The sequence below is a fragment of the Mycetohabitans endofungorum genome (assembly GCF_002927045.1).
Taxonomy (GTDB): domain Bacteria; phylum Pseudomonadota; class Gammaproteobacteria; order Burkholderiales; family Burkholderiaceae; genus Mycetohabitans; species Mycetohabitans endofungorum.
The window spans coordinates 1-23,622 of sequence record NZ_PRDW01000023.1 but is presented as its reverse complement, the minus strand read 5'-3'; the positions used below and the strand labels follow the sequence as shown (position 1 = coordinate 23,622).

The window sequence follows — 23,622 nt, the reverse complement described above, 5'->3', positions numbered from 1 at the left end:
GACCATGCGGGTGCACCAATCCTCTGCCGCAGCCCGTCATCGCTATCGACAAATTGCAAGCGCAGGGTGTCCGCCTCATCGATGACTTGACGCAAGGCCGCCTCAAAGACAGCCGCATCAATCACACCATCGATCACCGTGTACTGCGCAATGTTGTAGACAGGGCTGTCTGGGTGCAGTTGCTGCGCGAGCCAGATCTCCGTTTGGGCAGTGGTTAGTTCATACGTAACGGGCGTGATGCTAGCCTGCATAACAAAACTCCGATTCAGGCGACCGAGCAGCCTGATATTTAATAGGTGTACAAAATGATACGACGATGCAATCAGAACCTATCGTTGCTCGTCAGGAACCACTACGGCTTTTATGACACGTCGCGTGCAATGCTTAGCCATTCACTGCGGCGATCAGGGTCACTCATCGGCACGCGTCAGTGCGCCACTCGTGCCACTTGGCCGGCCAGTGATCACGCCACGGCCAATTTATGTCAAGCTTTAGCGAAAACACTGAGCATAACGCGCGTGATACTGCGCGCGGATGGGCATTACAGTCGGTCAAGCGAGACAGTTAAAAAGAACAGGGCAAGCCAGTACGTCGCACAGGCGCGGCGCCATTGGGTTCAGTACTGGAGTACTTCTTCATTTTTCCCTCCAGACATCACTTTATTTAGCCATACGGCTACGGCAACGGCAACGCACCCGTTCCTTGACTCATCAGCTCGACGTTACCTGCTTCACATCTCGCAAGCACTGTGCCCAGCTGTCAGGAACCGCTACAAAGATTCAGGTAATCGCGGCGCTTAGCACCGGATTGAAAAACTGTAAAGCGCACACCATGATGCACTCAAATCCATTATCTTCTTAAACGACAAGCCTTAAACAAACGAAACGATAAAGCCGAAACTTGCAACCAACAGCGAAAGGCAAGCCATCGTGGTTCGCCACTGTGCCAATCGATCAGCGAGGCTTGGCACGCGCTTAGCTGAGACTGCTTGGTCAGCAAGACACATCAGATGCGGATGTGTCAGGAACCTTATATGCAGAGTTCGGCTAAAAGATTTCAGTTCATGGCGTTCGTGAACCGGTCGCCGAATAGAATGTCGAACTGATTGACCGCCTGCCGCCAAGTCAAGTGACAGGCGGCATCTTCCAACCCTTTTTGATGTTGCGCAAAGCCAGATACAGCAGTCTGCTGGCGGCTTCGTCGCTCAGGAAGTGGCCGCGGCTCTTCACGATCTTGCGCAACTGCATGTGCATGCTTTCAATGGCGTTGGTAACTGGCGTGATATGAACCGATGCCCCGCGTGTTCCCGCCGCAAAGTTTTAGGGGTATGGTACGACCATCCGGGACAGAAGCACCGGGGAGCACTTCGTGTGGGCAGGCCGTTCGTCTGCGACGAAGCGCGATTACGTTGCATTTATGCCGAAGCCTGACGCCGCAACCGCCGTGTGCAACCTGGCTGTCACCTTTGAACACTACAACGAAAAGCACCCGCATAGCGCGCTGAAATACCACTCGCCGCGCGTTTCTCCACGAGGAAAACCGCACCGGTCGATCCTTAAGATGTCCGCTGCTGCTAAGGGCTGTACAACTTGTCAGGTTCTTCGTCCGCTCGCACGACTACACAAACACGGACCGCAAGGTCTCGTGTCGCGGCGGCGAGCGAAGCCGAGCAACAACCGGCTGGATGCCGGAGCGGCCAAGCGGGCGCTGACGATCATCTACGAGCGCTATAGGGCCGCGAGGGTGCTCGGAGACGTGAGGCGTTCGGCCTCGCGCCGTGGCTCCTGTTTTCGAATGGCTCAGTTTTTTTGGTCAGTCTCCACAGTGTCAGTCGCCTCATCGTTTCGCTTTTCCGTTCGATGCGTCGGCAGTCAATCGGCGGAACGCCCGCAGGTCAAGCCTTGGCCATCATAGTTGTCGGCGAATCCGGCAAAATCCTGGGTCGGCATGCGGCGCGGCGCCTTACCGAGGTAGCTGTGACCGTTCCGCTTGTCGGGTGCGTGCCGCCGCGCGGTGCGACGCGCCGCGGCGGCAGCGCACGACAACGACAGATCGGCATGAAGCTTGCTGTGCCAGCGGGCGAGTGCGCCATCAAAGCACCCGACCATTGAAAATCGCCACCTTTAACATCAACGGCCTGCGGGTGCGACTCGGCCAACTGCTGGGATGGCTTGAGCGCGAGGCGCCTGACGTGGCCTGCCTGCAGGAACTGAAGACGCCCGACGAGCGCTTTCCGGTAAGCGACCTGGAGCGGGCCGGCTACGGCGCACTGTGGCGCGGCCAGGCAGCGTGGAACGGGGTCGCGATCCTGGCGCGTGGCAAGCAGCCGCGCGCCGTGCGGCGGGTGTTGCCCGGCTTCGAGGGCGACCCGCACAGCCGGTACCTGGAAGCCCGTGTCGCCGGCTTGCTGATCGCGTCGTTATACTTGCCGAACGGCAATCCGCATCCTGGCCCGAAGTTCGACTACAAGCTCGCCTGGTTCGACAAGCTGATCGAACACGCGGCGACGATGGTCAACGACGGCCGGCCCGTCGTGCTAGCCGGTGACTATAACGTGGTGCCGAGTGACGATGATATTGACAACACCCGCTCGTGGCTGAAGGATGCGTTGCTACAGCCGCAGAGTCGGCAACGATATGCGCAACTGCTCGCGCAAGGCTGGACCGACGCGCTGCGCGCGCTGCATCCTGCTGAGCGGATCTACACGTTCTGGGATTACTTCCGGCAACACTGGCAGACCCACTCCGGGCTGCGGATTGACCGTCTGCTACTTAATCGCACGCTTGCGCCGACGTTGACCGCCGCGGGAGTGGGCACCTGGGTGCGCGGCCGGCCGCAGGCGAGTGACCATGCGCCAACCTGGATTGAATTGCAATGGGATAGGGACGCGGACGGCGGGCCGGCACACCCCAATCGCGGCACACAGGCCCGACGCACGAACGGAGACCATGATGCGCAAGGCACTGGATGAATACACACGTAAGCGCGACTTCGACACCACCCCAGAGCCGCCGGGGAAAACGAGCAAGCGCCCAGCACAACGGGGGCACGCCAACCATGCATTGCAGTTTTGCGTGCAGAAGCATGACGCGACGCGGTTGCACTACGACTTCCGCCTGGAGTTGGATGGCACGTTGAAAAGCTGGGCGGTCCCGAAGGGGCCAAGCCTGGACCCGCATGTCAAGCGCATCGCGATCCATGTGGAGGATCACCCACTCGACTACGCGGCATTCGAAGGTCATATCCCGGAAGGTCACTACGGCGCCGGCGACGTGATCGTATGGGACCGAGGCATCTGGATGCCGGACGGCGATCCCGCCGAGGCCTACCGAAAAGGCCGACTGACATTCCGCCTTGACGGCGAAAAGCTCGCCGGCCGCTGGCATCTCGTGCGCACCCGGCTGGAAGGCAAGCAAGAGCAATGGCTGCTGTTCAAATCGGACGACAACGATGCGCGCCCGGAATCCGAGTACGATATTGTGCAAGCGCTACCGGACAGCGTGCTCAGTAAACGCACTCTCCGGCCCGCGACATCGGCCCGACGCCCCGCGACGCGTCAGGCGGCGCGCAAACGCCAACCTGGAACGGCAAGCGACGCGTCGGCGCAAACTCTCCTGCGCAAGCCCACCACGCCACAGAACCGGCGTGGGTCCCGCAAGCCCGCGTTGGACGGCGCACGCGCCGCACCGCTGCTCGAATCGCTCAAACCGGCGCTCGCGACGCTGGTGGATGCCGTCCCGGCCGGCCACTGGCGGTATGAAATCAAGTTCGATGGCTATCGAATCCTGGCGCGGATCGACGGCGATGAGGTCAAACTGTTCACCCGTAACGGCAACGACTGGACCTCGAAGATGCCGCGCCAGGCCGAGGCGCTGGGCCGCCTGGAACTAGAGTCGGCATGGCTGGACGGCGAAGTGATAGTTTTCAACAAAGCGGGACTGCCCCACTTCCAGTCATTGCAAAACGCGTTCGATGCGCGGCGCGGCAACGCGATTGTCTATTACTTGTTCGACGTGCCTTATCTGAATGGCATGGACCTACGCAATGTGCCGCTGGAGGCGCGCCGCGCCGCGCTGACTGCGCTGCTCGAGCACCACGAAGGCGATGTGCTGCGGCTGTCGCGCGATTTCGATGAGTCACCGGAGTCGATGCTCGACAGCGCATGCGAGATCCAACTCGAAGGCGTGATCGGCAAGCAGGCTGGCAGCCTGTACGCGTCGCGCCGCACCACCGACTGGATCAAGCTCAAATGCAAGCACCGGCAGGAGTTCGTCGTGGTCGGCTACACCGAGCCGAAAGGTAGCCGGCAGGCATTCGGCGCATTGCTGCTCGGCCTACACGATCCCGATACCGGCGCACTGCGATACGCGGGCAAAGTGGGCGCCGGATTCAGCGAAGCAACGCTGCGATCCGTGCGCGGGCAGCTGGACCCGCTGCGCACGAGACGTGCCGCGCTGGACAACCGGCCGAGCGGACGCGAGGCAACGGGCGTGCACTGGACCCGGCCTGAATTGCTTGCCGAGGTGGCCTACGCAGAAATGACGCGCGAGGGCATCATCCGTCATGCCGTCTTTCGCGGATTGCGCACCGATAAGCCAGCTAGCGACATCAGGCCAGAACATGCGGTACCGGCCGACTCCATTGCGGCCGCTGCACCCGCAAGTCGCGGCCGAGCACGCGCCAGCCCGCCGGCCAATGCGCCACGCCACGCACACGCCGAAAGGGGTACGCTCCACAGCATCCGGATCACGCATCCGCAGCGCATCATTGATCCGACCAGCGCGACGACTAAGCGCGAACTCGTGGAATACTATGCATCGATCGCATCGCGAATGCTGCCGCACCTGAAATCGCGCCCCGTGGCGCTGGTGCGCGCGCCGGACGGCATCACGGGCGAGCTGTTCTTTCAGAAGAACGCCGGCAAGCTGCCGATTCCCGATATCCGCACGTTGGACAAGGCCTGCGTGGGCCAACCTGTCATGACGATCGACAGCGCACAAGCGCTCGTAGGGGCGACGCAGATGGGCGCCATCGAGTTGCATACATGGAACGCGACCACCGCACGGCTCGACCAGCCGGACCGCTTCGTACTGGACCTCGATCCCGACCCGACGCTACCGTGGAAACGAATGATCGAGGCGGCACAACTGACACTGGCCGTGCTGGACGAGCTCGGCCTGAAATCATTCCTGAAAACGAGCGGCGGCAAGGGGATTCATCTGGTCGTGCCGTTGACGCCGTCGCAGGGATGGGCGGAGGTGAAAAAGTTCACGCAAGCGCTTGTCCAGCATATGGCGCGACAGCTGCCGGACCGATTTTCGGCGGTATCCGGCCCAAGGAATCGGGTCGGTCGTATTTTCATCGACTATCTACGCAATGGCCAAGGCGCAACGACGATCGCGCCGTACGCGGTCCGCGCCCGAGAACGATTACCCGTCTCGGTCCCGATCCGGCGTGACGAACTCACATCACTGAAGAGTGCCAATCAATGGACGATCGCCAACCTTCGCCACCGTCTCGCCGAACAGGATACCGATCCGTGGCACGGTTATGCCCGCGTACGGCAGACGATCACCGCGCAGATGCGCGAGCGGATCGGCATGAAGCGATCCGCTTAATCCGCGGCGCCCCTCAATGATCAAAATAGAGCGAGTTCACCGAGTTCGCGGTCCTCGCCACATTGTCCTGGCCTGCGCGGATTGCACGGAACCGCTCATCGACGAGCCGACGCTGGTGTGCACGACACCCTGTTGAGCATTGGCGCGCGCCTGCGCGTCCTGAATGTCGGTATCGTCTGCGTATGGTCCGCAAAGGTCACAGCCGCCCCAATACGGCGCGCAACTGCTCCGCGGTGTACGGTTTGCGCAACACTTCCCAGGCGAAACTCAGGTTACAGTCGCACGGAACATCGTTGCCAGAGGCGAAAATCACGCGCAGACTGCGCTGTACGTCGAGCGAGCGTTGAGCCAATTCGATCCCCGACATGCCAGGCAGCGTGATGTCAGTGAGCAATACGTCGAACCGGTCTCGTCGGATTGCGACCAGCGCATCCTCTGCCGTGCCCGCCGCGATCGTCACGTGCCCCTGCATTGACAAGATTTCCCGCACCGCCTCGGTCGCCGCCGCGTCGTCGTCGACCAGCAGGATGCGCAAGCGCTCGGCACGCGCGGCCGGGTCGTCCGGCGCCGTAGACTGGCGCGCACTGGCCGCCCCTTGCGACGGCTGGTCGACGCGTTCCGCGGACTGCAGGGCGCAGCGGGGCGCGGCAGCCGCATCGCCCGAAGCCGGCGCCGGCGAGCGTGCCCGGCCTGTGGCGATGGACACGTCGTGGCCGCCGAGCACGGCGCGCAAACGCGCCGCCAACTGCTCACGGCTGTATGGCTTGCGCAGCAATTCGACACTATCTTCCAGCTGTGCATTGTCCTCCATCGCATCCTTGGTATAGCCGGACGTAAACACGATCTTCAACCGTGGCCGCAGGTGCAACGCAACGCGCGCGAGTTCGGGACTGCGGATCGAGCCCGGCATCACCACATCCGACAACAGCACGTCGACATGCACGCCGCTGCGAATCAATGCCAATGCCTGGTCTGCGTCGTCCGCGCGCAGCACCCGGTAGCCGAGTCCCGCCAACGTCTCGGCCACGGTGGCCTGCACCGCCTGGTCGTCCTCGACCACCAGGATCGTCTCGTTGCCGCCCTGCGGCGCCACACTCGGCGGCGCCAACACCGTATCGGCCGGCGCCGTGGAACGCGGCAGGTAGATGCGCACGGTCGTGCCCCGCCCCGGCTCGCTACGGATCAGGATATGCCCGCCGCTTTGCTTCACGAAGCCATACGCCATGCTCAAGCCTAGCCCCGTTCCCTGCCCTTCCGGCTTGGTCGTGAAAAATGGATCAAACGCCCGCTCGATCACGCTGGGCGGCATGCCGGTGCCGGTATCAGTGACCGCTAACATCACATACTCACCCGGACGCAAATCCGGAATGCCGGCCACCGGTTGCGGGCCGAGCGCCGCATTGGTCAGCGCTAGCACCAGCCGGCCGCCTTCGGGCATCGCATCGCGGGCGTTGATGGCCAGATTCAGGATCACATTCTCGAGCTGGTGGCTATCTACGAGGGTGTTCCAGAGCCCGTCGGCCACCGTCGTCTCGATATGGATCGTCTCGCCGAGCACGCGTCGCAACAAGTCGTCCATGCCGTGCAGCACACCGCTGAGGTTGACGACTCGGGGCTTGAGCGGCTGCTGGCGAGCCAGCGCCAGCAATTGTGCGGCCAGCTTGGCTCCGCGGTTCACCGCATCAATGGCCTTGGCGAGCCGCTCACGGCTCCACGCATCGCCGCCATGGCGATTCTCGAGCAGTTCGAGGTTGCCACGCAGCACCTGCAGCACATTGTTAAAGTCATGCGCGACACCGCCGGTCAACTTGCCGATCGCCTCCATTTTCTGCGACTGGAACAGCGCGGTGCGGGTTTCCTCCAGCGCCTGGGCCGCCTCGCGCCGCTCGGTGATGTCGCGCGTGATCTTGGCAAAGCCAATCAACTCGCCGTCATCGTCGCGAATGGCATCGAGCACCACGTGCGCCCAAAAACGTGAGCCGTCGCGCCGCACGCGCCAGCCTTCCGACTCCCAGCGCCCTTCGCGCGCCGCCACGTCGAGGCCGCGTTGCGGCACCCCGGCGGCAGCCTCCTGTGGCGTGTAGAAGCGGGAAAAATGCGAGCCGATGATCTCCTCAGCCCGGTAGCCCTTAATGCGTCGCGCGCCCTGGTTCCAGTTCGTGACAATGCCCTGTGGCGACAGCATGAAGATCGCATAGTCAGTCACGCCCTGAACGAGCAGCCGGAAACGCCGCTCGCTCTCCATCGCCACATCGTGCACTTTCTTCTTGTCGCTCATGTCGCGCACGATCTTGCCGAAGCCGAGTAGCTGGCCGTGCGCGCCATGCAGCGGCGTCATCACGACGCTGCCCCAGAACGTCGTACCGTCGCGGCGCATGCGCCATCCCTCGCTCTCGTAACGGCCGCCGCGCGCCGCCGTGCGCAGCGCGGCCGCGGGCGCGCCGGCCCGGCGGTCCTGCTCCGGATACAGGTCACCGAGCATGTGCTGCAGGGCTTGCTCTCGGGTATACCCGTAGATACGCTCGCCGCCGGCGTTCCAGCTCAGTATGCGGCCATCCGGTGACAACGCGAATATCGCGTAATCGGCAATGGTTTCAACCCACAACATCGGCCAGACGGACGTCAGGCTGTCGAGGGCAGGTCCGCGGTTGGTCATCGGCACATGGCTCTTTGCAATAGGCTCGATTACAGCGTGGCAAATCGTACATCGAAACCGCGCAACATGGCATCGCGCGCACCGCCCTGCGCTCGGCCCATCGCGCGACGGCCAGCAGCCGATGTGGTTCATTCTATCCCAGCGTGGCGCCGTTGCGTCCGCTCGCGGTGCGTTGGCAGGCCAGCCCTTTAAAATCCGCCACCTTACTTGTTAAAATCCGCCGCTTTACTTATCTTATTGGAAGCGCAGCAGATACAAAATCAAACAATGCGCCCCCACAGGGACTGAGCATGCCAGGCGTCGAACTTGTACTGCACGCGTGCATTGGCGCCAACCCGTCCACGCGCGTCATCGCGGTATGCACGACCGATGCGCAGGCGCGCTATGTGACGCCCGAAGTCGCCGCGTTGACCGGCAAGCCAGTTTCGGTGCTCACCAGCGGCACAGCAGCATGGATCGACGCGGGTCTTGCCACCGGGATCGACAAGGCGCACACCGCCCGGCGCGTTCCGGCGTGCAGGGCGCGACGTCGGGAGCTATATGCCGAACGGGTCGTCCGGACGCGCCACCTCGCCCGCCAGATTGTACTCCGCCCGCATCGCCGCCAGCACCGCGGCAATGTCTTTCTCGTAGCCAGCCACGTTGCTGAAGTGCCCGAGCGTCCAGTTGCATCCGGATGCGTCGGGCGGTTGCATACGCGGCCGCGGCACGCGGATCTTCACGCCGTCGTCGGCGATGTGATAAAGCCGGTGGAGTCGGCGCTCGAACTCCTGCTGCAGCCGCGTCGCGTTCAACGTCTTTCGAATCATCAACCATTCGGCAGCTACCGGCGCGAGCAAGTGCGCCAGCGGCTACCGCCTTCGTGGAACTCATCGAGTATGATAGCCGAACGGCAGCCGGCCGCGATGTCGCCGGCACGGCTGCTGGCAAACCCTGCCTGTCCCCGGAAGTCCTGTCAATTGCCGACCTACACGCTCGCCGCTGCCGTCCACGCGGAACTGAATATTCGTAAGAGTCGCTTTATCGGCGCCGTCGTGCCAGTGGAAAACCGCGATACCGCGATGACCGAAGTCCATCGCCTGCGCACCGTCCATCCGGATGCGACGCACGTTTGCTGGGCGCTGCTCGCCGGCGGCCAGTCTGGCATGTCCGACGACGGCGAACCGTCCGGCACTGCGGGCCGCCCAATGCTGGAGGTGCTGCGCCATCACAACCTGGACGGCGTGCTCGCGACGGTGGTGCGCTACTACGGCGGCATCAAGCTCGGCGCAGGCGGACTCGTGCGTGCGTATACGGACGCGGTTGCGACGGCGCTGCAGCACGCGCAGCGCATCGAGCGCATCGCCCAGAGGCACTTGACCATTGACGCCGACTATGCGGATGAGGCACGTATCCGACACTGGATCGCGCAACAGGGCCATGTGCTCGCCGACAGCCAGCATGGCATGCGTGTCACACTGACCATCGTGCTGCCGCAGGATGCGCTGGACGCCGCCCAGCAAGCATTGCGCGACCTGACCCACGGGCGTGCCGTGCTCGCGCCGCACTAAAGCGCGCTACGGCATTCGTTCATCGCATTTTGCGCCGTTGCGCCGTGATCAGCGTAACGGCCGCGGCGTCGCCACGGCGACCAGCCGCGACGCAATCGCATCGAATGCGGTACAGATTAGTACATAGATGAAGGCGACCAGCGCGAAAATCTGGGCCGGATAGACCATCAACCGGTTGTTGACCTGCGTGGCGAGCAACGACAATTCCGGCACGCCGACGATGTACGCCAACGACGTGTCCTTGATCAGCGACACCCATTGGTTGATGAACGACGGCGCCATGATCCGCAACGCCTGCGGCAGCACCACGAAGCGCAGTGCCTGCATCCGCGTGAAACCCAGCGACAACCCGGCCTGCAGTTGAGCGGCGCCCACCGTGCGGATACCCGCATGCACCGCATGCGACAGGTATGCGCCGCCGATCAGCGACAGCGCGCAGACGACGGTCAGTTGACCGGGCGCATCGATATGCAGCACGACGGGCAACAGAAAATATGTCCAGAACATCAGCATCAGCACGGGAATCGCGCGGAAGAACCCGAGCACGGCGAGCAGCACCGTATGAACGGCGCCGTGCGTCAACGCCAATGCGATGCCAGCGGCAAGCCCGAGCACGCCGGAGGCGAAGGCCGACGTCAGCGCGAGCACCAGCGTCAACGCCACGCCGCCAAGCGGCCCGTTCGGGAACGTGCCGACCAGCAAGTACGGCAAATTGTCCAACAGGATCGAGACATCCATCGTCATCACCCCGCGCGGGCAGCCGGGTGACGCCGCTGAACCACGTGCGCGAGCGCCTCGATCACCGCGATCGTGCCGATATATAGCGCCGTCGCCACGCCGAATGCGGCAAACGTCTTGAACGTCTCAGTCTCGACCTGGCGAGACGCATACGAGAGCTCGGCTAAGCCGATCGCCATCGTCAACGACGAGTTCTTCACGATGTTCATGTATTGGCCGAATAACGGCGGCATCGCGTTGCGAGCCGCCTGCGGCAGCACGACATGGCAGAACGCCTGCCAACGCGTGAGCCCGAGCGCGGCGGCGGCCTGACGTTGTCCGCCGGACACGCCCTGCAGACCGGCGCGAAACTCCTCGCCGACGAATGCGCACGAGTAGAACGTCAACCCAAGCCAACCGGCGACGAATTCAAAGGGCGGCCAGCGCAGCGACAATGCGCCGGCCTGGATCGTATGTGGCGTGTTCAGCCACTGCATCAGCCCATCGGGCAGCAATGTCGCCGCGCCGAAATACCAGAACATCAATTGCACCAATAACGGCGAATTGCGAAACATCAGCACGTAGGCCGCGGCAGCGCGACGCACCGGCCACGTATCGGCGCTATGCGCCATCGCCAGCGCGAAGCCGCTCACAGTGGCGGCGACGATCACCGTCGCGGCCAGCGCTAACGTGACACCAAAACCCTGCAGCAACCAGCCGACGTACTTCGGCGCCAGGATCCACTCCTGCGACACAGCTCAGACCTTATCGCCGATCTTGAACAGGCGCGGCAGCGGCGTGCTCGTGTGCGGGCCAAACCAGCGATTGTAGATTTGTTCGGCCGCGCCACTCTTCTCCAGCCCGCGCAACGTATCGTTGACGAACGCGACCAGCCGCGTCTCACCTTTCGGAATACCCACGCCCATATAGTCGTTGGAAATCGTGAAGGCCGGGATTTCGTAGTTCTGCTTGTCGGGCACGTTGGCGAGCAGGCCGACCAACTTCGGACCGTCCTGCGTGATCGCCTGCACGTTGCCGGCCCGAAGCGCGGCGAACGCAAACGGCGTGTCGTCGTACGCGACAATGGCGGCCTGCGGGAATTTCTCGCGCAGCGTGATTTCGTTGATGGTGCCCTTGTCCGCGCCGACCCGCAGACCGTTGAGCTGCTCGGCCGACTTGAGCACGCCCTTCTTGGTAAGGAACTGCTGGCCGGATGCGAAATATGGAATACTAAAGTCTACTTGCTTGGCGCGCTCCTCGGTGATCGTGAAGTTCGCCAGCACGAGATCGACCTTCCTGGACGTGAGGAACGGAATCCGATTCGCCGGATTGGTCGGCTGCAACTTGAGCTTCACGCCGAGCTTATCGGCCAGCGCTTTGGCGTAATCGACATCCAAGCCGACGATTTGATGCGTCTTCGCATCGACGAAGCCGAATGGCGGATTGCTGTCGAACGTCGCCACTCGCAACACGCCCGCCTTCTTGATGTCGTCGAGCCGGTCAGCGTGAGCAACGCCGGCTGCGACGATCAGCAAGCCGGCCAGCAGCGTGGAAAACACTGTCGATTTCATGTCTTGTGGACCTTATGATTGAGCGGTGCGTGCACCAAGTCAGTGGCGCGAGGTCGCTTACCATAGCATCGACAGGACGATTCTCAAACCAATAAATGCTGCACAGCATAGAACGCCTCGGAATAATGCCCGCGCGGGTCTCAGGCCATACCGCACGGCGGTGCAGCAAGCCACGGCAACTCTCGGGCAGCCAACGCCAGCGCGTCGCAATCGGCCGCACGATCACGCGTAAGCCGCTGTCCGCCGAGTAATGCGCATGCGACACGCCGGCGTTTCGGTGCCGGCCGCATGCCCGGGCCCTCTGCCAAGCGGCGACGCCAGGCAAAGCGCAGCGTACTGCGTGCGGCCGGTGCGCCTCATTTCAGCGAACACGCCGCCGATCACCTTCGTGAACTGACGCTTTTCGATGCATACACCGTTGCGTATCACGTCGCGAAACGCCTGCTCGTTGAATATTCTTCGCCGATTTGCCGACGTATACTCGCCTCGCGCAAGCTGTCGTCGCCCTGCGCGCCTCCAGGAACGGGCCGCCCCAATGTCGGGATGTCTCATTGACCCACGCTGCAGGGTCAAAGCCAGCCTGCCTTCCTAAACCGCCACCACAATACCGCATCGATCGCCAGCATGACCGCCAGGCAAGCCGGATAGCCATACCGCCAGTGCAGCTCCGGTATGCTCTGGAAATTCATCCCGTAGATCCCCGCAATCATCGTCGGACTGGCGAACAGCGCGGCGAACGCGCCGAGCCGCTTAGTCGTCTCGCTTTCAGCCAGCGAGATCATGCCCAGGTTCACCTGGATCGCGGTCGAGATCATCTCTCGGCGACCTTCGATTAGCTTGTCGATGCGCACCAAATGATCATAGACATCACGGAAATATGCCTCCATGCCGGCGCATAGCGCCGGGACGCGGCCACCCTGCAACTTCCCCACTGCCTCCAGCAAAGGCGCGACATGGTGATGCAGCCGCACGAAGCGGCGCTTGAGCGAATACAGGTCTTCTACCACGTCACGCGAGGCCGCGGTGCCCTTCTTCTCGAAGATCCGGTCCTCGACGATCTCCGACTCGTCGATCAACGCCTCGACGACGGGAAAATAGCGGTCCACCACGCTGTCGATCAGTGCGTACAGCACGAAGGCCGAGCCGTGCCGCAGCAAATGCGCATCGCGCTCGCAACGGGCACGCACGTCCTGGAAACCCTGCTTGCTGCCGGCACGAATGGTCAACACATAGTTCGTGCCGACAAAGACCGCCACCTCTCCAACTTCCAATTCTTTGTCTGACGTTTGCTCGACTGTGTGCAGCACGGCGAACAGCGACGCGCCATACTCTTCGATTTTCGGCCGTTGATGGCCATGGCGTGCGTCCTCGACCGCCAGCTCGTGCAAACCGAACTCGTGTGCCATCTGCGCCAATTCCTCTGGATCCGGGTCTTTCAGCGCCACCCAAACAAAACAGTCCGGTTTCGCGACGTATTCGCTAATGTCACCCACCGGGATGTCGCCCATCTTGCGACCATCGTGGTATGCAGCGCAGTTGATCAGCATTGGTGCCTCCGCTTTTTGCAACCGCCGAAGGATAAGCCAGCTGGCGCAAAACGGCGAGGCCCCCCGATGCGATGCAAGCGCCGACCTGGCGCCCGGCAAGCCGGTCAACGTCGTGTGCTGCGTTGGTCGATGAACGCCTGGACGCCGTCCAGCGCGGCCCTGTCCATCATGTTGCATGCCATCGTCTGCGCGGCAAGCATGATGGCCGCATCGCGGTTGACCGCAGCAGTGCCCGCGAAGCCGAACGGCTGTCCGGGGACACCGGCTGGATGCCTGCCACGTTCCAGACGAGGCACGACACAGCATGTACAACATCAGATGTGTTGATTCACGCCTACAGGCAGGCTGGCATGTTGGACAAAGGCGCAAACGTAAATAGGTAATCGACATGAGGCGACAGAATACGTAAAATACACATCGATACTTATTTGGGGGGCAACATGCAGGCGATTACCGCCACCGAACTTGCCCGACAAACCCGGCAGATCCTGGATACCGTCGCGCGTCAAGGCCAAACCATCATCATCGAGCGCAACCATGTCCCGGTGGCTCGACTCGTGCCCCCCGAGCCGACCATGACCGCCGCCCAAGCGCTCGCGGGGCTGCCTATAGCGCTCACGCCGCTGCAAGCCGATGCTTGGCTGGCTGACAGCCGTACTGGCTTTGATGACAGCGTGCGAGATTCATGGGCGTAATCTTTGACAGTTGCATTTGGGTTGCATTAGCCGCAAAAACGCTTGACCCGCAAACCGTGATCAAGCTCGCTGGCGACGCACCCGTGTTCATCTCGGTCATTTCGTTGGGCGAACTCGGAATTGGCGTGCAAGCCTGCACGGATCCCGTTGAGCGGGCCGTGCGCGCAGCCTATCTACAACAGCTCGAGCGGCGTCCGATTCGTGAAGTGTCGCGGCAAACTGCTGCCGCGTTCGGCATGCTTGCGGCTTCTGTCAAACAGTCTGGTCGGTCACCACGGCCTCGCTACAATGATTTGTGGATTGCTGCGCAGGCGATCGAGCATGGGGACGCGCTGATGACACTTAACTGTGCCGACTTTGCCGGCCTGCCGGGGTTGCGGCTCGTGACGCCTCAATAGGCGCTGCTTACGCGACAGCCCTTTGCCGAGCGCTTCGGGTGGGCAAATCCAGGTCTTCATGCCCAGCACACCGGCAATCCCTGCGGCGTTACGGCCAGTACGCTATCCATCATGAAGCCGCGCAGATTATGTCGCTGCCATAGATCAGGCCTTCAGTTGCTGGCAGATGACTGAGGTTGAATTCAGGGACTGCGGAAACGAGCTTTGCGCAGCGTGCCACAGCCGTCGCGCGCGTGTGGCAACGATGGTTCACCGTTGCGTGGGACGTTCGCGCTGAACTGGCTGCTGCCTTCAAGCACTACAATGAGCGCCACCCGCACAGCGCGTTGAAATACCGCTCGCCTCCAGGGTTTCGGCGAGCGGTTTTTGCGCAACCCATGGCGGTCGGTGTTTGACGCCAATGCCTGCGCGACGACGCGAGCCTGAGTTCGTGTCGCAACGTGTTGCTTCGTGAACACCGGACTCCACGCCGTTCAGCATGGCATCGTTGTGCTGCTCGGCGGCTAAAAGCCAGCCCAGCACATCTACTTAAAGGAGAGCGTTATGATGCCTACCATTGGCGGCGGTTTCATGGATCCGACTAACCTGCAGTCGCTAGACCCCAAAACTATGTCGGCAGATCAAGGAAAACAGCTTGAGGCACTCAACCAGATTTTCAATGGGCCCCTCGGCGGCGGCGGGCCGCTTGGCGCCAAGCTCAAGGAAATGATCGACGCCTACCACTCGGCTCACCCCGACACGCAGCAAGCATAAGCCCGAGGGCACCGGCCGACCGTGTGATCGACATGGGCGTCGCTTACACGAGCGTGGGCGACTTGACCGCCAGTCGGGCCGGTTTTTACGATAATCAGTCTACCGCCCAATTGCGATTCGCCGGCATCCGAATTTGCCCATAGCACCGTGATGCCGTTTCCAGACGATAGCCGACACGGTACAAGCTTTTGAGTCGCCGATCTGCATAGTACCTCCGTCGGCATGGACTTAGTTTAGACATAACTAATGTAATATGCAATCGAAGACCTACCCTTGAACGTTATCGGCTTTTTTCTCGCTCAGCTTAAGCTCTACTCGCCGAGGCCAAGAGCAGCTATCGCCTCACGCACGTCTTGCTAAGATGTGTCGAGGTAGGGAGCCACATGGTACAGGGGGGCCACTCCACGCGCCCGTTGCCCCAATATCCGGATCAAGACAGCCCGCTCACGATGCAGTTTGCGCGGCGAGCGGACCGCCAAGATACGCATCGCGAATAACGCGGCGGCACGCGCCTATCGCGGGCGCCTCGCCGCGCTCGGTTCCAGCGGAGCCGAAACCGCCGCGCTGCTCAACAGGCTGATCGACGCGCTTCACGAGGTGGGCCTGACAAAAGCCGAGATACTCGATCTGAGCCACACGATCGCCATCTTCGCATGGGCCAATCGCCTCATGCTCACTCTCGGAGAGCCCGTGTTTCCCGCCTGATGAGAAACGCATATCGATAGCTGAATCGATTTATTATGCTAACGGTGTGCACGCATCGGCCCTGGTTATCATGATCGTGGATCGAGCGATCCGGTTAGCAACCTGCACTGGACTCCACGTGGAGAATTGATCCGGGGTTACGAATGAGCTGCCCCGAGAGTTGCCATTGATGTTTCGTTTAATTTTTGGCAAAGTGCATCGCTTGCCTTGCTTGTAAGACATTTTTGCCTTGCACTGTGACTGTAACCGATGAAGGAGGTAGAGGCCATGATTACTCTCACCGTCACCGCAAAAGGGCAGGTGACATTCAAACAAGAACTTTTGCACCATCTGGGGCTTCGGCCAGGTCAAAAGCTTAACGTCGATACGCTCCCGGATGGCCGGGCTGTCATTCAGGCAGTGCGGGAAGGGCGGAGCATTGATGATGCGTTTGGCATTCTCAAGGCAAAAAATAAAGACAATCTCGTTTTATCCATCGAAGAGATGAACGAAATTTCCCGCAAAGGTTGGGCGGGTGAAGAATGAAATTGGCTGTTGATACCAATGTTGTGCTGCGCTACTTATTAGCTGATGATATTGAACAGGCAACAATAACTCACTAAGTGATGCGGGAAGCAACACTGGTCGCTATTGCCTTGCCGGTGTTATGCGAGGTTGCATGGAATCTATCGCGAGGCTATAAATTGGCGGCAGAGGATATAGCCAACGCTATAGCCGTTCTCGTAGAAGCCGACAACGTCGAAGTTGACCGTGGCGGAGTCGATGCTGGTCTGGCGATGTTACGGGCGGGGGGCGATTTTGCCGATGGTGTCATAGCCTATGAAGGTTTGGCCCTCGGCGCAGAGGTTTTTACTACCTTTGATAAAAAAGCGGTCGCCATACTCAAAAAGCATAGCTCTATCAGAACCCGACTACTATCCTGAATGTATCGTTGGTATCAGCAACCGCTCAATCGAAATTTACAACTACATCCGGCCCTATTCGGGCGGGCCGCTGCGCCGTCATCCTGCCTAGCGTAACGCGACCCGCATCAGCTTGCCGCTCTCGGTACGCGGCAAATCATCGGTAAACATGATGCTGCGTGGATATTTGTATGGCGCGATCGTCTGTTTTACATGCTCCTGCAATTGTGAAACCAACGCGTCGCCGGGCTCGTACCCCGCTGCCAGGATGACGAACGCCTTGACGATCTGCCCCCGCTCCCCATCGGGCACGCCGATCACCGCGCACTCGGCCACGGCCGGGTGCTGCATCAGTGCCCCCTCGACTTCCGGCTCCGCGATGTTGTAACCGGCCGAGATGATCATGTCGTCGGCCCGTCCCAGATAGAACACGTAGCCGTCCTCATCGATCACCACGGTATCACCCGATAGGTTCCAGCCGTTGCGCACGGCTTTCGCCTGCCGCTCGTCGGCGAGGTACTTACAGCCGGTGGGGCCCTTCACGGCGAGTTTGCCCGGCGTACTTGGAGGCACCAGCCGCATCTCGCCGTCCAACGCTTGCACCACGTAGCCGGGTACCGCCTTGCCGATGGCATTGCGCCGCACCTGCGCGCCGGCGCTACCGATGAAGATATGGATCATTTCGGTGCTGCCGATACCGTCGATCATCTCCAGCCCGCTCGCCTGTTTCCACGCCTGGCGCGTTGCGTCCGGCAGCGCTTCGCCGGCCGACACGCTGCTACGCAGCGATCCGATATCGTACCGGGCAGTCAGCGCTGTCATCTGCCGATAGAAGGTCGGCGCGGTGAAGACCATCGTCGCGCGGAAGCGCTCGATCGTGGCCAGCAACCCGTCCGGCGTCAGTTTCTCGATCAGCACAGTCGATGCGCCAACGCGCAGCGGAAAGCACAGCAGTCCACCCAGGCCATACGTAAAGGCCAGCGGCGGCGTGCCGCAGAATACGTCGTCGGCTCGCGGCTTGAGCACATGACGGGAGAACAGGTCGCACATCGCGAGCACGTCGCGGTGAAAATGCATGCATCCTTTTGGCGCCCCGGTCGTGCCGCTGGTGAAGATAATCAGGCAAACGTCGTCACTCGCGGTATCGCACGCGTCGAATTAGGAAGCCTTGCAGCGCGCCAGCACATCAATCGAATCCGGTGCTTCATGATTGAAAAAGCGCACATCCTTCAGCGTCGTGCAGAAGTGCTCGTGTCCGGGTGTGCGGCAATACTCGATTTCCTCGGCCAGTCGCACGTCACACAGCGCGGCGGCGATCTGCGCCTTGTCGATGATCTGCTTGAGTTCTTTCGCACGCAGCAGCGGCATCGTTGGCACCGCCACGAGGCCCGCCTTCACTGCGGCGGGCCACATCATCGCCATGACCAGTACATGCCACCCAGAGGTTCACGTCGAGTATGCGTTGCCACAACGCCGGATCGGTCCGGCTGAATGGCGCGGCTTGCGCGTGCCCGGCGTTGTTCACGAGGATGTCCACTGGACCAAACGCGGCACTGGCTGCTGCAGCCCCTCACTGGCATTTTGTGGTTTCGCGCACATCGGTCCGAGGTCCGCGCACAGTAGCATGTCCGATGCGCGTACCGAAGGGCACCAAATGAGACGTTATTCTTACTGGTTTGCGGGGATCGCGATTGTGACGCTGGCCGGCGCGGCACTACAAACGGCCTTCAGCGATCAGACTGACGGGGACGTCACCTCTCACTTGCCTGTTTTAAAGGCGAGCGACATGGCAGTAGCGGCCATCCCGTCGGCCGTGGCCGGCGCCACCGTGAAATCCGGTGGATCAACGGACGCGCCGGCCCCAACTGTGCCACCAACGATCCCGTGCGGCAACGGCACCAAAGGGGTCTTCTACGGCATTGGCGGCCACGTCGGGCAAGGGGGCGTGTACGACAAGATGGGTTACGAACAGCAACTCGGTCATATCAAGGAACTGGGTATGACGATGTACGGACACGATGTTTTCGACTACGCCAGCACGCAAAAGGTTCTTCGAATCGCTAAACTGGCAAAGAAACAATGCATCGGCGTCTTCGCGACGCTAACGGCCGACCTGAATTCCTACGCTAACGAGGACGCAGCCTACCGCAACGGGTTAAAATTGGGGATGATGGTCGCCACGACGCTCAAGAGCGTCGTCCAGTATTACCAGGTGGGTAACGAGTATGAGAATGTCAGCATTCGCCGCGGACATGGCAGCAATCCGGACGACTATGACAATGCCTCTTTTCAGAAAGCTCGTGGCTCGATTCTCGGAATGATTGACGGGATAAAAAGCGCAAACCCATCCGCCACGATCGTGATGTGCCCGCTAGGGTGGCTACACTTCGGTTTCCTAGACATGCTGTACACCGGCACACAACCCGACGGCTCCCGAGGGCACCGGATCCCGAAGTGGGACATCACCGCATGGCACTGGTATTCAGACATGGGGGACATCACCGCCGCGCGGGGCGTCAACGTGCTCAGACACTTGCACGAGACGTACCGCAAGCCAATCTGGATCACCGAACTGGGTGCCCGACCGGGTGCGAGCGAACAGGCATCGGCAGCCTACCTGGTTGGGCCAAACGCGCTCGGCGGCATAGTACAGTATGCCAAGAAGTACAATATTCAGAACGTTACGTTGTATGAATTGCTTGACGACGAGGCATACGGTGGCGATGGAAACTACGGCTTGCTGGCCGACGACGGTGTCGTCCGAAAGCATCGCTATGATGTAATCAAGCGGTTCATTGCGACGCACGCGATGCCCTAGCGCACGCATACGCACTAGGGCATGCTCACACTACAAAGACCTTCGACGATCAGCGCAAAATGGATTAAGGTAGTGGACATCGCATGCCAATGTTAGCTTTGCCCAGGTTACAAAGGCCGGTTAATGTATCGTTCCAGTGTGAGTCTTCCGCCAGCAGTTTGCGCGGTCTTGCCATGTTCAGCCAGAGCGAAGCTCAACGGGTTACCGGGCTCCTTGCATCTTGATGGTCGAACACCATGGGCGTGGATTCAGCCCATGACGGGGCAACGCCAGTCTCACGGTAGCCCTGAACTTGAACGGGTTGTTGCAAAGGCTTGCCGCTCCATAAAGGTGACGAAGCGAACAGTGAGTTGAACTGCTCCAGGGTCAATGCAGGTTTGTCAGCAGCACGTTGAAAATGGCTCTTCCACACTTTGTGTGAAGTTTGTACTGTGGATCAGCATCGATTCAACACGCGTGTACGAAGCAGTTTGAAGCCGGCGCGGCCATACATTTGGCGCTTGAGGGGGAAAATTGGGGGCAATAGGCAAATGAATGTTAACTGCATAATCAGTATGCTGCTACCCGACGTCCCGCGCAACGGATACCGCTCAATGGCCACGCCCATACGTCCAAGTCTTGTTTCTGTTCGGCAGCAGCCAGACGATCGTGTTGTTCGCGACGTTTGTGACAACTGCGCTTGGCCGGATCAGATAAATTTCGTCGCCCCCCATCTACTTCGGCGTTTCGAACTGGATGTGCTGCTCTAGATCACCGACGGAGCCGCGGAACACTGTGCGCACGATCGACGATAAACGACTGGCTCAGCTGATTCACAAGTCCTTGCACACCCAACCCGCGAATGGCTCCACGCACTGATCGGAACTGCCTGCAAACGCGGCCGAAGATGCCGCTGCAACTAGTGCGACCACAATGTTGTGAACCCCAACCCCGTTCGCATTTTCGTTTTCCTAGTCGTTAGGCGAGCCCGCCGGGGCGTTAACCGTCAAGATGTAGGTAAACTCATTTCCCGAATGGGTTGAACACCGGTACGTCAAAGCGTTCAAAGTCGCAAACGTTTCTCGTGGCGACGATAAGCTTGTGCCTCAGCGCGCTAGCCGCGATCATGGCGTCTTCATAGACTGTGTTCGACTGACGATGCATCAGCTTCGCCCAGAGCCGGAAGGTCACAGCATCCATGGGCAAGACATTGTAGGTCGCGCTGACTTGATCAGCCCACGCTTCTATCGCCGATGCCTTGTCGGCATCTTGCTCGCGCGTGATTTCGATGCCTGCTTGAATTTCACCGAGTGTCACGGCGGACAGGTAAAGCTCGTGGTCGGCAACGCTTTCGAGCCATGACACGACTGCCCCATGCGGGCGAAGCTTGCGAAGCTCAAAAACAATATTCGTATCCAGAAGAAACACGGTGGTTTTATAGAGCAAGCGATAGAGCAAGCGTTGTGCGACGCTGCGCCCGTCCACGTTGTGGCAAGTCAAGATCACCACGACTGAAATCGGACAGCAGCAAGGCTTTCAGCGAGGGGCGTGCGGCGTCGTTGAGCCGTTTCCACTCCGTGATAGGTACCAGCACGGCTGTTTCTGCGCCGCGACGGGTCACCACCTGTGGCCCCTCACTGACACAGGCGTCAAGTAGCTCGCTGAAACGGGCTTTCGCGTCTTGTACAGGCCAAGCATGCATGGCGGATCCCTAATGACTAGACATATGACTAGTTTATACGTGCCATCACCGCAATGCAAGGGTTCATCAATTGGCGCTGATTCACAACCGCACCTCTTCCCGGTCGATGTTGTACATGCTGATTCCCCTGAAATAGCGCTGCGCATCGAGGCCTGGTCTTAATTTGGTAATCCAGGACCAATCCCTCGCTCAAGCTTCGCCGAATGTTGGTGACTGCGTCACGGAGTCTTTTTGAGCGCACGCGTGGGCAGGCGTGGCCGCCCAATAGGGCCGGTGGCGCAGCTCAACTTGGTTGGTGTGCGCTACCGCATGCGCCGCGCTTTTTCAGCGTCGGCGTTCGCGCGCTGAAGTGCGGCCAAGCTGCCTTCCAGCACGCCGATTTGCTGGCGTGCGTCACCAAGTTGCGCCTGCAGCGCTTGCCGCTCAGCGCGGCGCGACGCGTCACTCTCGTCAGCGCGGCGTACCGCCGCGTCCAGTTCCTTGATCAGGCGCGCGCTGATGCTGCGTTCGCGCTCGGTCTCCAAGAGCGCGCGCTTTTCGGCCGCTTGCAGCTGTGCTTCGGCGCGCACAGTGTCGGCCCGCAATTTATCGAGTTCGTGGGCAAAATTGGCGCGCGCCTGGGCGAGCGCCGCGTCTCGCTCCTGTGCGTCGCGTTGCAGGCGCTCCACTTCGGTGTGCAGCGTCTGGCACGCCGCCTCGGCCGCCGCGAGCGCGGGCTCCAGTTCCTGCAAGCGTGCCTGCGCAGCGAGCAGCGCCGCGTGCGCGGTGGCCGCGGCTCGCTCCCACAGGCGTCTTGCGATCGAGCGATTCGTCCCCCGACGTCTTTAAATTCAGCCCTCAGGTTACGTAATCGGCGAAAATCACTCCACGGTTTCCTACGAAGAACCTTAAAGTTGAGGCATTGGCCGGTTGATCCGCCTTTTTGTCGGCACGCTTGCGTCGCCCCGTGCGATGTCGCGCAGCTTGTCCACCGGCTTATGCTACCCGCCAAAGATCCCACACTTACGACGTATCGCTGCACGTCTCCCCCTACTTTTCGTTAGCCTGCTGCACAGCTTCGCTACGCATGGTGTCTTTTTTACGGATTACTGAGTTTGCCAATGGACTTCGACTTGAATGCCGCTTTAAACCCTCACTCCAGCTACGTGTGCGCAGGGCAGGCTGGCCAACAGCCTGCCGCGTCAGCGCCGCCACGACCGTCTTCCAACGACGCGTTGACTCGGCCGCCCACCCAACCGACGACGTATGATGACCTGCCCTCCGAACTGATTGCCCAGATCGGTGACTATGTACCCATTCAAGACGTGATGCCGTTCGCCACGGTTGATCGCCGCACGTATCATGCGATGCAAACTAGGCGGCTGGTTCACCGCTATTGGCAGCGGGCAAACCAGGCCGTCAGCTTGGCGTCAGTCAACCAGCTGCTGGATGAAATGGGGGGCGCGTTGAGCAATCCAGCGCAGCATGCCGAACCTATTGACGCGCTGAGTCAGCGTCTGCGAGCGTTGCCAGAAGCCGAGCGAGTCGAGGCATTCAAGCGCGTGTTTGCGGCCGCAGAGCGTATCCCGCAGGACGGCGTGCGAATACAAAAAGCGCTATTACGCACTTTTTTTAATTTTCCTCCAAGCCGGCGTGTTGAGCTATTCGACTTCGCTTATGCGATGGCGGAACGGCGCGCGCCCGGGCAAGACAATATCTGGGCGGAACTGGCTGACAGTTTGCAGTTTTTTTCGTTCCGCTCACCTTTTGTCGAGCAGCGTTATCAGGCACTTTTAGCTCGGCTTGCGTCGTTGAGGGTATCCGAACAAGCGGACCTCATCCCGGTATTGTCCAATTTGCTCCTTTACTCCAATAAGACAGACCCACGCGTCCCTGAACGCTATGCGCTCTTACGCAGACACGCGTTACAACTGCCCCCCTCTCATCAAGGCGCATCGGTCGGCATGTTAGCGAGTTGCGTACGGATTTTGCCGCAAGCGGAGCAGTTTGCCCAATACACGCAGATGCGTGA

The 23,622-nt window shown here is 60.7% G+C and carries 21 protein-coding genes and 8 pseudogenes; 14 read left to right on the top strand and 15 right to left on the bottom strand.

Going from position 1 to position 23,622, the window contains the following annotated elements:
- Positions 1–251, bottom strand: a 251-nt coding sequence (locus B0O95_RS14540; RefSeq protein WP_233203422.1) for a condensation domain-containing protein, incomplete at its 3' end; no start/stop codon positions are given.
- A gap of 805 nt (positions 252–1,056) precedes the next feature.
- Positions 1,057–1,271 (bottom strand): annotated as a pseudogene (locus B0O95_RS14530) (transposase); the annotation flags it as partial.
- A 118-nt stretch (positions 1,272–1,389) separates the two neighbouring features.
- On the opposite strand from B0O95_RS14530, the pseudogene B0O95_RS14525 reads away from it, so the two are divergent.
- Positions 1,390–1,521, top strand: a pseudogene (locus tag B0O95_RS14525) (integrase core domain-containing protein); the annotation flags it as partial.
- A 350-nt stretch (positions 1,522–1,871) separates the two neighbouring features.
- On the opposite strand, the gene B0O95_RS16205 reads toward B0O95_RS14525, so the two are convergent.
- Positions 1,872–2,108 carry a hypothetical protein gene (locus B0O95_RS16205; protein WP_104078497.1) on the bottom strand — a complete coding sequence of 79 codons (237 nt, stop codon included), beginning with the start codon at positions 2,106–2,108 and terminating at the stop codon, positions 1,872–1,874.
- On the opposite strand from B0O95_RS16205, the gene B0O95_RS14515 reads away from it, so the two are divergent.
- Both B0O95_RS14515 and ligD read left to right on the top strand, forming a co-directional pair.
- Positions 2,108–2,971, top strand: a complete 864-nt coding sequence (locus tag B0O95_RS14515) for an exodeoxyribonuclease III (RefSeq protein WP_104078496.1) — start codon at positions 2,108–2,110, stop codon at positions 2,969–2,971. The two genes, B0O95_RS16205 and B0O95_RS14515, sit on opposite strands and share 1 nt — an antisense overlap.
- Positions 2,952–5,618, top strand: coding sequence for a DNA ligase D (gene ligD / locus B0O95_RS14510; RefSeq protein WP_104078504.1), 2,667 nt, complete (start codon positions 2,952–2,954; stop codon positions 5,616–5,618). Before B0O95_RS14515 ends, ligD begins: the two co-directional genes overlap by 20 nt.
- A gap of 196 nt (positions 5,619–5,814) precedes the next feature.
- Here ligD and B0O95_RS14505 read toward each other — a convergent pair whose 3' ends face one another.
- On the bottom strand, positions 5,815–8,274 hold the full coding sequence (locus B0O95_RS14505) for a hybrid sensor histidine kinase/response regulator (protein WP_104078495.1): 2,460 nt from the start codon (positions 8,272–8,274) through the stop codon (positions 5,815–5,817).
- A 536-nt stretch (positions 8,275–8,810) separates the two neighbouring features.
- Positions 8,811–9,083: a hypothetical protein gene (locus B0O95_RS14495; RefSeq protein ID WP_104078503.1), complete on the bottom strand. Its 273-nt coding sequence runs from the start codon at positions 9,081–9,083 to the stop codon at positions 8,811–8,813.
- A 96-nt stretch (positions 9,084–9,179) separates the two neighbouring features.
- On the opposite strand from B0O95_RS14495, the gene B0O95_RS14490 reads away from it, so the two are divergent.
- Positions 9,180–9,824 (top strand): IMPACT family protein, encoded by a 645-nt coding sequence (locus B0O95_RS14490; RefSeq protein WP_104078502.1) that lies wholly within the window; start codon positions 9,180–9,182, stop codon positions 9,822–9,824.
- 48 nt (positions 9,825–9,872) lie between these two features.
- Here the strand turns inward: B0O95_RS14490 and B0O95_RS14485 are convergent, their stop codons facing one another.
- Genes B0O95_RS14485 through B0O95_RS14475 form a run of 3 tightly spaced genes read right to left on the bottom strand, consistent with a single transcriptional unit; the run spans position 9,873 to position 12,112 of the window.
- Positions 9,873–10,562, bottom strand: coding sequence for an amino acid ABC transporter permease (locus B0O95_RS14485; RefSeq protein ID WP_104078501.1), 690 nt, complete (start codon positions 10,560–10,562; stop codon positions 9,873–9,875).
- A 5-nt stretch (positions 10,563–10,567) separates the two neighbouring features.
- Positions 10,568–11,296: an amino acid ABC transporter permease gene (locus B0O95_RS14480; RefSeq protein ID WP_104078493.1), complete on the bottom strand. Its 729-nt coding sequence runs from the start codon at positions 11,294–11,296 to the stop codon at positions 10,568–10,570.
- A gap of 3 nt (positions 11,297–11,299) precedes the next feature.
- Positions 11,300–12,112, bottom strand: a complete 813-nt coding sequence (locus B0O95_RS14475; RefSeq protein ID WP_104078492.1) for an ABC transporter substrate-binding protein — start codon at positions 12,110–12,112, stop codon at positions 11,300–11,302.
- Between the two features lie 167 nt (positions 12,113–12,279).
- On the opposite strand from B0O95_RS14475, the pseudogene B0O95_RS14470 reads away from it, so the two are divergent.
- Positions 12,280–12,348, top strand: a pseudogene (locus tag B0O95_RS14470) (ABC transporter ATP-binding protein); the annotation flags it as partial.
- Between the two features lie 333 nt (positions 12,349–12,681).
- On the opposite strand, the gene corA reads toward B0O95_RS14470, so the two are convergent.
- The gene (gene corA, locus B0O95_RS14465; RefSeq protein WP_104078491.1) at positions 12,682–13,659 is read right to left on the bottom strand and encodes a magnesium/cobalt transporter CorA; all 978 of its coding nucleotides are present in this window, start codon (positions 13,657–13,659) and stop codon (positions 12,682–12,684) included.
- 104 nt (positions 13,660–13,763) lie between these two features.
- Positions 13,764–13,871, bottom strand: a pseudogene (locus tag B0O95_RS14460) (enoyl-CoA hydratase); the annotation flags it as partial.
- A 228-nt stretch (positions 13,872–14,099) separates the two neighbouring features.
- Between B0O95_RS14460 and B0O95_RS14455 the strand changes: the two are divergent.
- From B0O95_RS14455 to B0O95_RS14420, 7 genes and pseudogenes are all read left to right on the top strand, one after another.
- Positions 14,100–14,354, top strand: a complete 255-nt coding sequence (locus B0O95_RS14455) for a type II toxin-antitoxin system Phd/YefM family antitoxin (RefSeq protein WP_104078490.1) — start codon at positions 14,100–14,102, stop codon at positions 14,352–14,354.
- Positions 14,345–14,752, top strand: coding sequence for a type II toxin-antitoxin system VapC family toxin (locus tag B0O95_RS14450; protein WP_104078489.1), 408 nt, complete (start codon positions 14,345–14,347; stop codon positions 14,750–14,752). The genes B0O95_RS14455 and B0O95_RS14450 overlap by 10 nt, the downstream gene beginning before the upstream one ends.
- 176 nt (positions 14,753–14,928) lie before the next feature.
- Positions 14,929–15,147 (top strand): transposase, encoded by a 219-nt coding sequence (locus B0O95_RS16970; protein WP_255779350.1) that lies wholly within the window; start codon positions 14,929–14,931, stop codon positions 15,145–15,147.
- Between the two features lie 148 nt (positions 15,148–15,295).
- Positions 15,296–15,505, top strand: a complete 210-nt coding sequence (locus B0O95_RS14435) for a hypothetical protein (protein ID WP_104078488.1) — start codon at positions 15,296–15,298, stop codon at positions 15,503–15,505.
- A 579-nt stretch (positions 15,506–16,084) separates the two neighbouring features.
- Positions 16,085–16,210: pseudogene (locus B0O95_RS14430) on the top strand (peroxidase-related enzyme); the annotation flags it as partial.
- A 267-nt stretch (positions 16,211–16,477) separates the two neighbouring features.
- Positions 16,478–16,735, top strand: coding sequence for an AbrB/MazE/SpoVT family DNA-binding domain-containing protein (locus B0O95_RS14425; protein WP_104078500.1), 258 nt, complete (start codon positions 16,478–16,480; stop codon positions 16,733–16,735).
- Between the two features lie 80 nt (positions 16,736–16,815).
- A complete protein-coding gene (locus B0O95_RS14420; protein ID WP_233203420.1) occupies positions 16,816–17,133 on the top strand; it encodes a PIN domain-containing protein in 318 nt (105 codons plus the stop codon).
- A gap of 87 nt (positions 17,134–17,220) precedes the next feature.
- On the opposite strand, the pseudogene B0O95_RS14415 reads toward B0O95_RS14420, so the two are convergent.
- Positions 17,221–18,537 (bottom strand): annotated as a pseudogene (locus B0O95_RS14415) (AMP-binding protein); the annotation flags it as partial.
- Positions 18,538–18,553: 16 nt separating this feature from the next.
- Positions 18,554–18,676, bottom strand: a pseudogene (locus B0O95_RS14410) (SDR family NAD(P)-dependent oxidoreductase); the annotation flags it as partial.
- A 90-nt stretch (positions 18,677–18,766) separates the two neighbouring features.
- Between B0O95_RS14410 and B0O95_RS14405 the strand changes: the two are divergent.
- Positions 18,767–19,930, top strand: a complete 1,164-nt coding sequence (locus B0O95_RS14405; protein ID WP_233203418.1) for a glycosyl hydrolase — start codon at positions 18,767–18,769, stop codon at positions 19,928–19,930.
- Positions 19,931–20,932: 1,002 nt separating this feature from the next.
- Here the strand turns inward: B0O95_RS14405 and B0O95_RS14395 are convergent.
- The 3 genes from B0O95_RS14395 to B0O95_RS15955 form a co-directional block, all read right to left on the bottom strand.
- On the bottom strand, positions 20,933–21,337 hold the full coding sequence (locus B0O95_RS14395) for a type II toxin-antitoxin system VapC family toxin (RefSeq protein WP_104078499.1): 405 nt from the start codon (positions 21,335–21,337) through the stop codon (positions 20,933–20,935).
- Positions 21,338–21,344: 7 nt separating this feature from the next.
- Positions 21,345–21,611: a type II toxin-antitoxin system Phd/YefM family antitoxin gene (locus tag B0O95_RS14390; RefSeq protein WP_104078486.1), complete on the bottom strand. Its 267-nt coding sequence runs from the start codon at positions 21,609–21,611 to the stop codon at positions 21,345–21,347.
- Between the two features lie 302 nt (positions 21,612–21,913).
- Positions 21,914–22,342, bottom strand: coding sequence for a hypothetical protein (locus B0O95_RS15955; protein ID WP_158249511.1), 429 nt, complete (start codon positions 22,340–22,342; stop codon positions 21,914–21,916).
- A 369-nt stretch (positions 22,343–22,711) separates the two neighbouring features.
- Here B0O95_RS15955 and B0O95_RS14380 point away from each other — a divergent pair.
- Positions 22,712–23,622: pseudogene (locus tag B0O95_RS14380) on the top strand (hypothetical protein); the annotation flags it as partial.

Coding starts and splice junctions, on each gene's coding strand:
- B0O95_RS16205 (WP_104078497.1), bottom strand. CDS start 2,108: ATGGTCGGGTGCTTTGATGGCGCACTCGCCCGCTGGCACAGCAAGCTT.
- ligD (WP_104078504.1), top strand. CDS start 2,952: ATGCGCAAGGCACTGGATGAATACACACGTAAGCGCGACTTCGACACC.
- B0O95_RS14505 (WP_104078495.1), bottom strand. CDS start 8,274: ATGACCAACCGCGGACCTGCCCTCGACAGCCTGACGTCCGTCTGGCCG.
- B0O95_RS14495 (WP_104078503.1), bottom strand. CDS start 9,083: ATGATTCGAAAGACGTTGAACGCGACGCGGCTGCAGCAGGAGTTCGAG.
- B0O95_RS14490 (WP_104078502.1), top strand. CDS start 9,180: ATGTCGCCGGCACGGCTGCTGGCAAACCCTGCCTGTCCCCGGAAGTCC.
- B0O95_RS14485 (WP_104078501.1), bottom strand. CDS start 10,562: ATGGATGTCTCGATCCTGTTGGACAATTTGCCGTACTTGCTGGTCGGC.
- B0O95_RS14475 (WP_104078492.1), bottom strand. CDS start 12,112: ATGAAATCGACAGTGTTTTCCACGCTGCTGGCCGGCTTGCTGATCGTC.
- corA (WP_104078491.1), bottom strand. CDS start 13,659: ATGCTGATCAACTGCGCTGCATACCACGATGGTCGCAAGATGGGCGAC.
- B0O95_RS14455 (WP_104078490.1), top strand. CDS start 14,100: ATGCAGGCGATTACCGCCACCGAACTTGCCCGACAAACCCGGCAGATC.
- B0O95_RS14450 (WP_104078489.1), top strand. CDS start 14,345: ATGGGCGTAATCTTTGACAGTTGCATTTGGGTTGCATTAGCCGCAAAA.
- B0O95_RS14435 (WP_104078488.1), top strand. CDS start 15,296: ATGATGCCTACCATTGGCGGCGGTTTCATGGATCCGACTAACCTGCAG.
- B0O95_RS14425 (WP_104078500.1), top strand. CDS start 16,478: ATGATTACTCTCACCGTCACCGCAAAAGGGCAGGTGACATTCAAACAA.
- B0O95_RS14420 (WP_233203420.1), top strand. CDS start 16,816: ATGCGGGAAGCAACACTGGTCGCTATTGCCTTGCCGGTGTTATGCGAG.
- B0O95_RS14405 (WP_233203418.1), top strand. CDS start 18,767: ATGAGACGTTATTCTTACTGGTTTGCGGGGATCGCGATTGTGACGCTG.
- B0O95_RS14390 (WP_104078486.1), bottom strand. CDS start 21,611: ATGCATGCTTGGCCTGTACAAGACGCGAAAGCCCGTTTCAGCGAGCTA.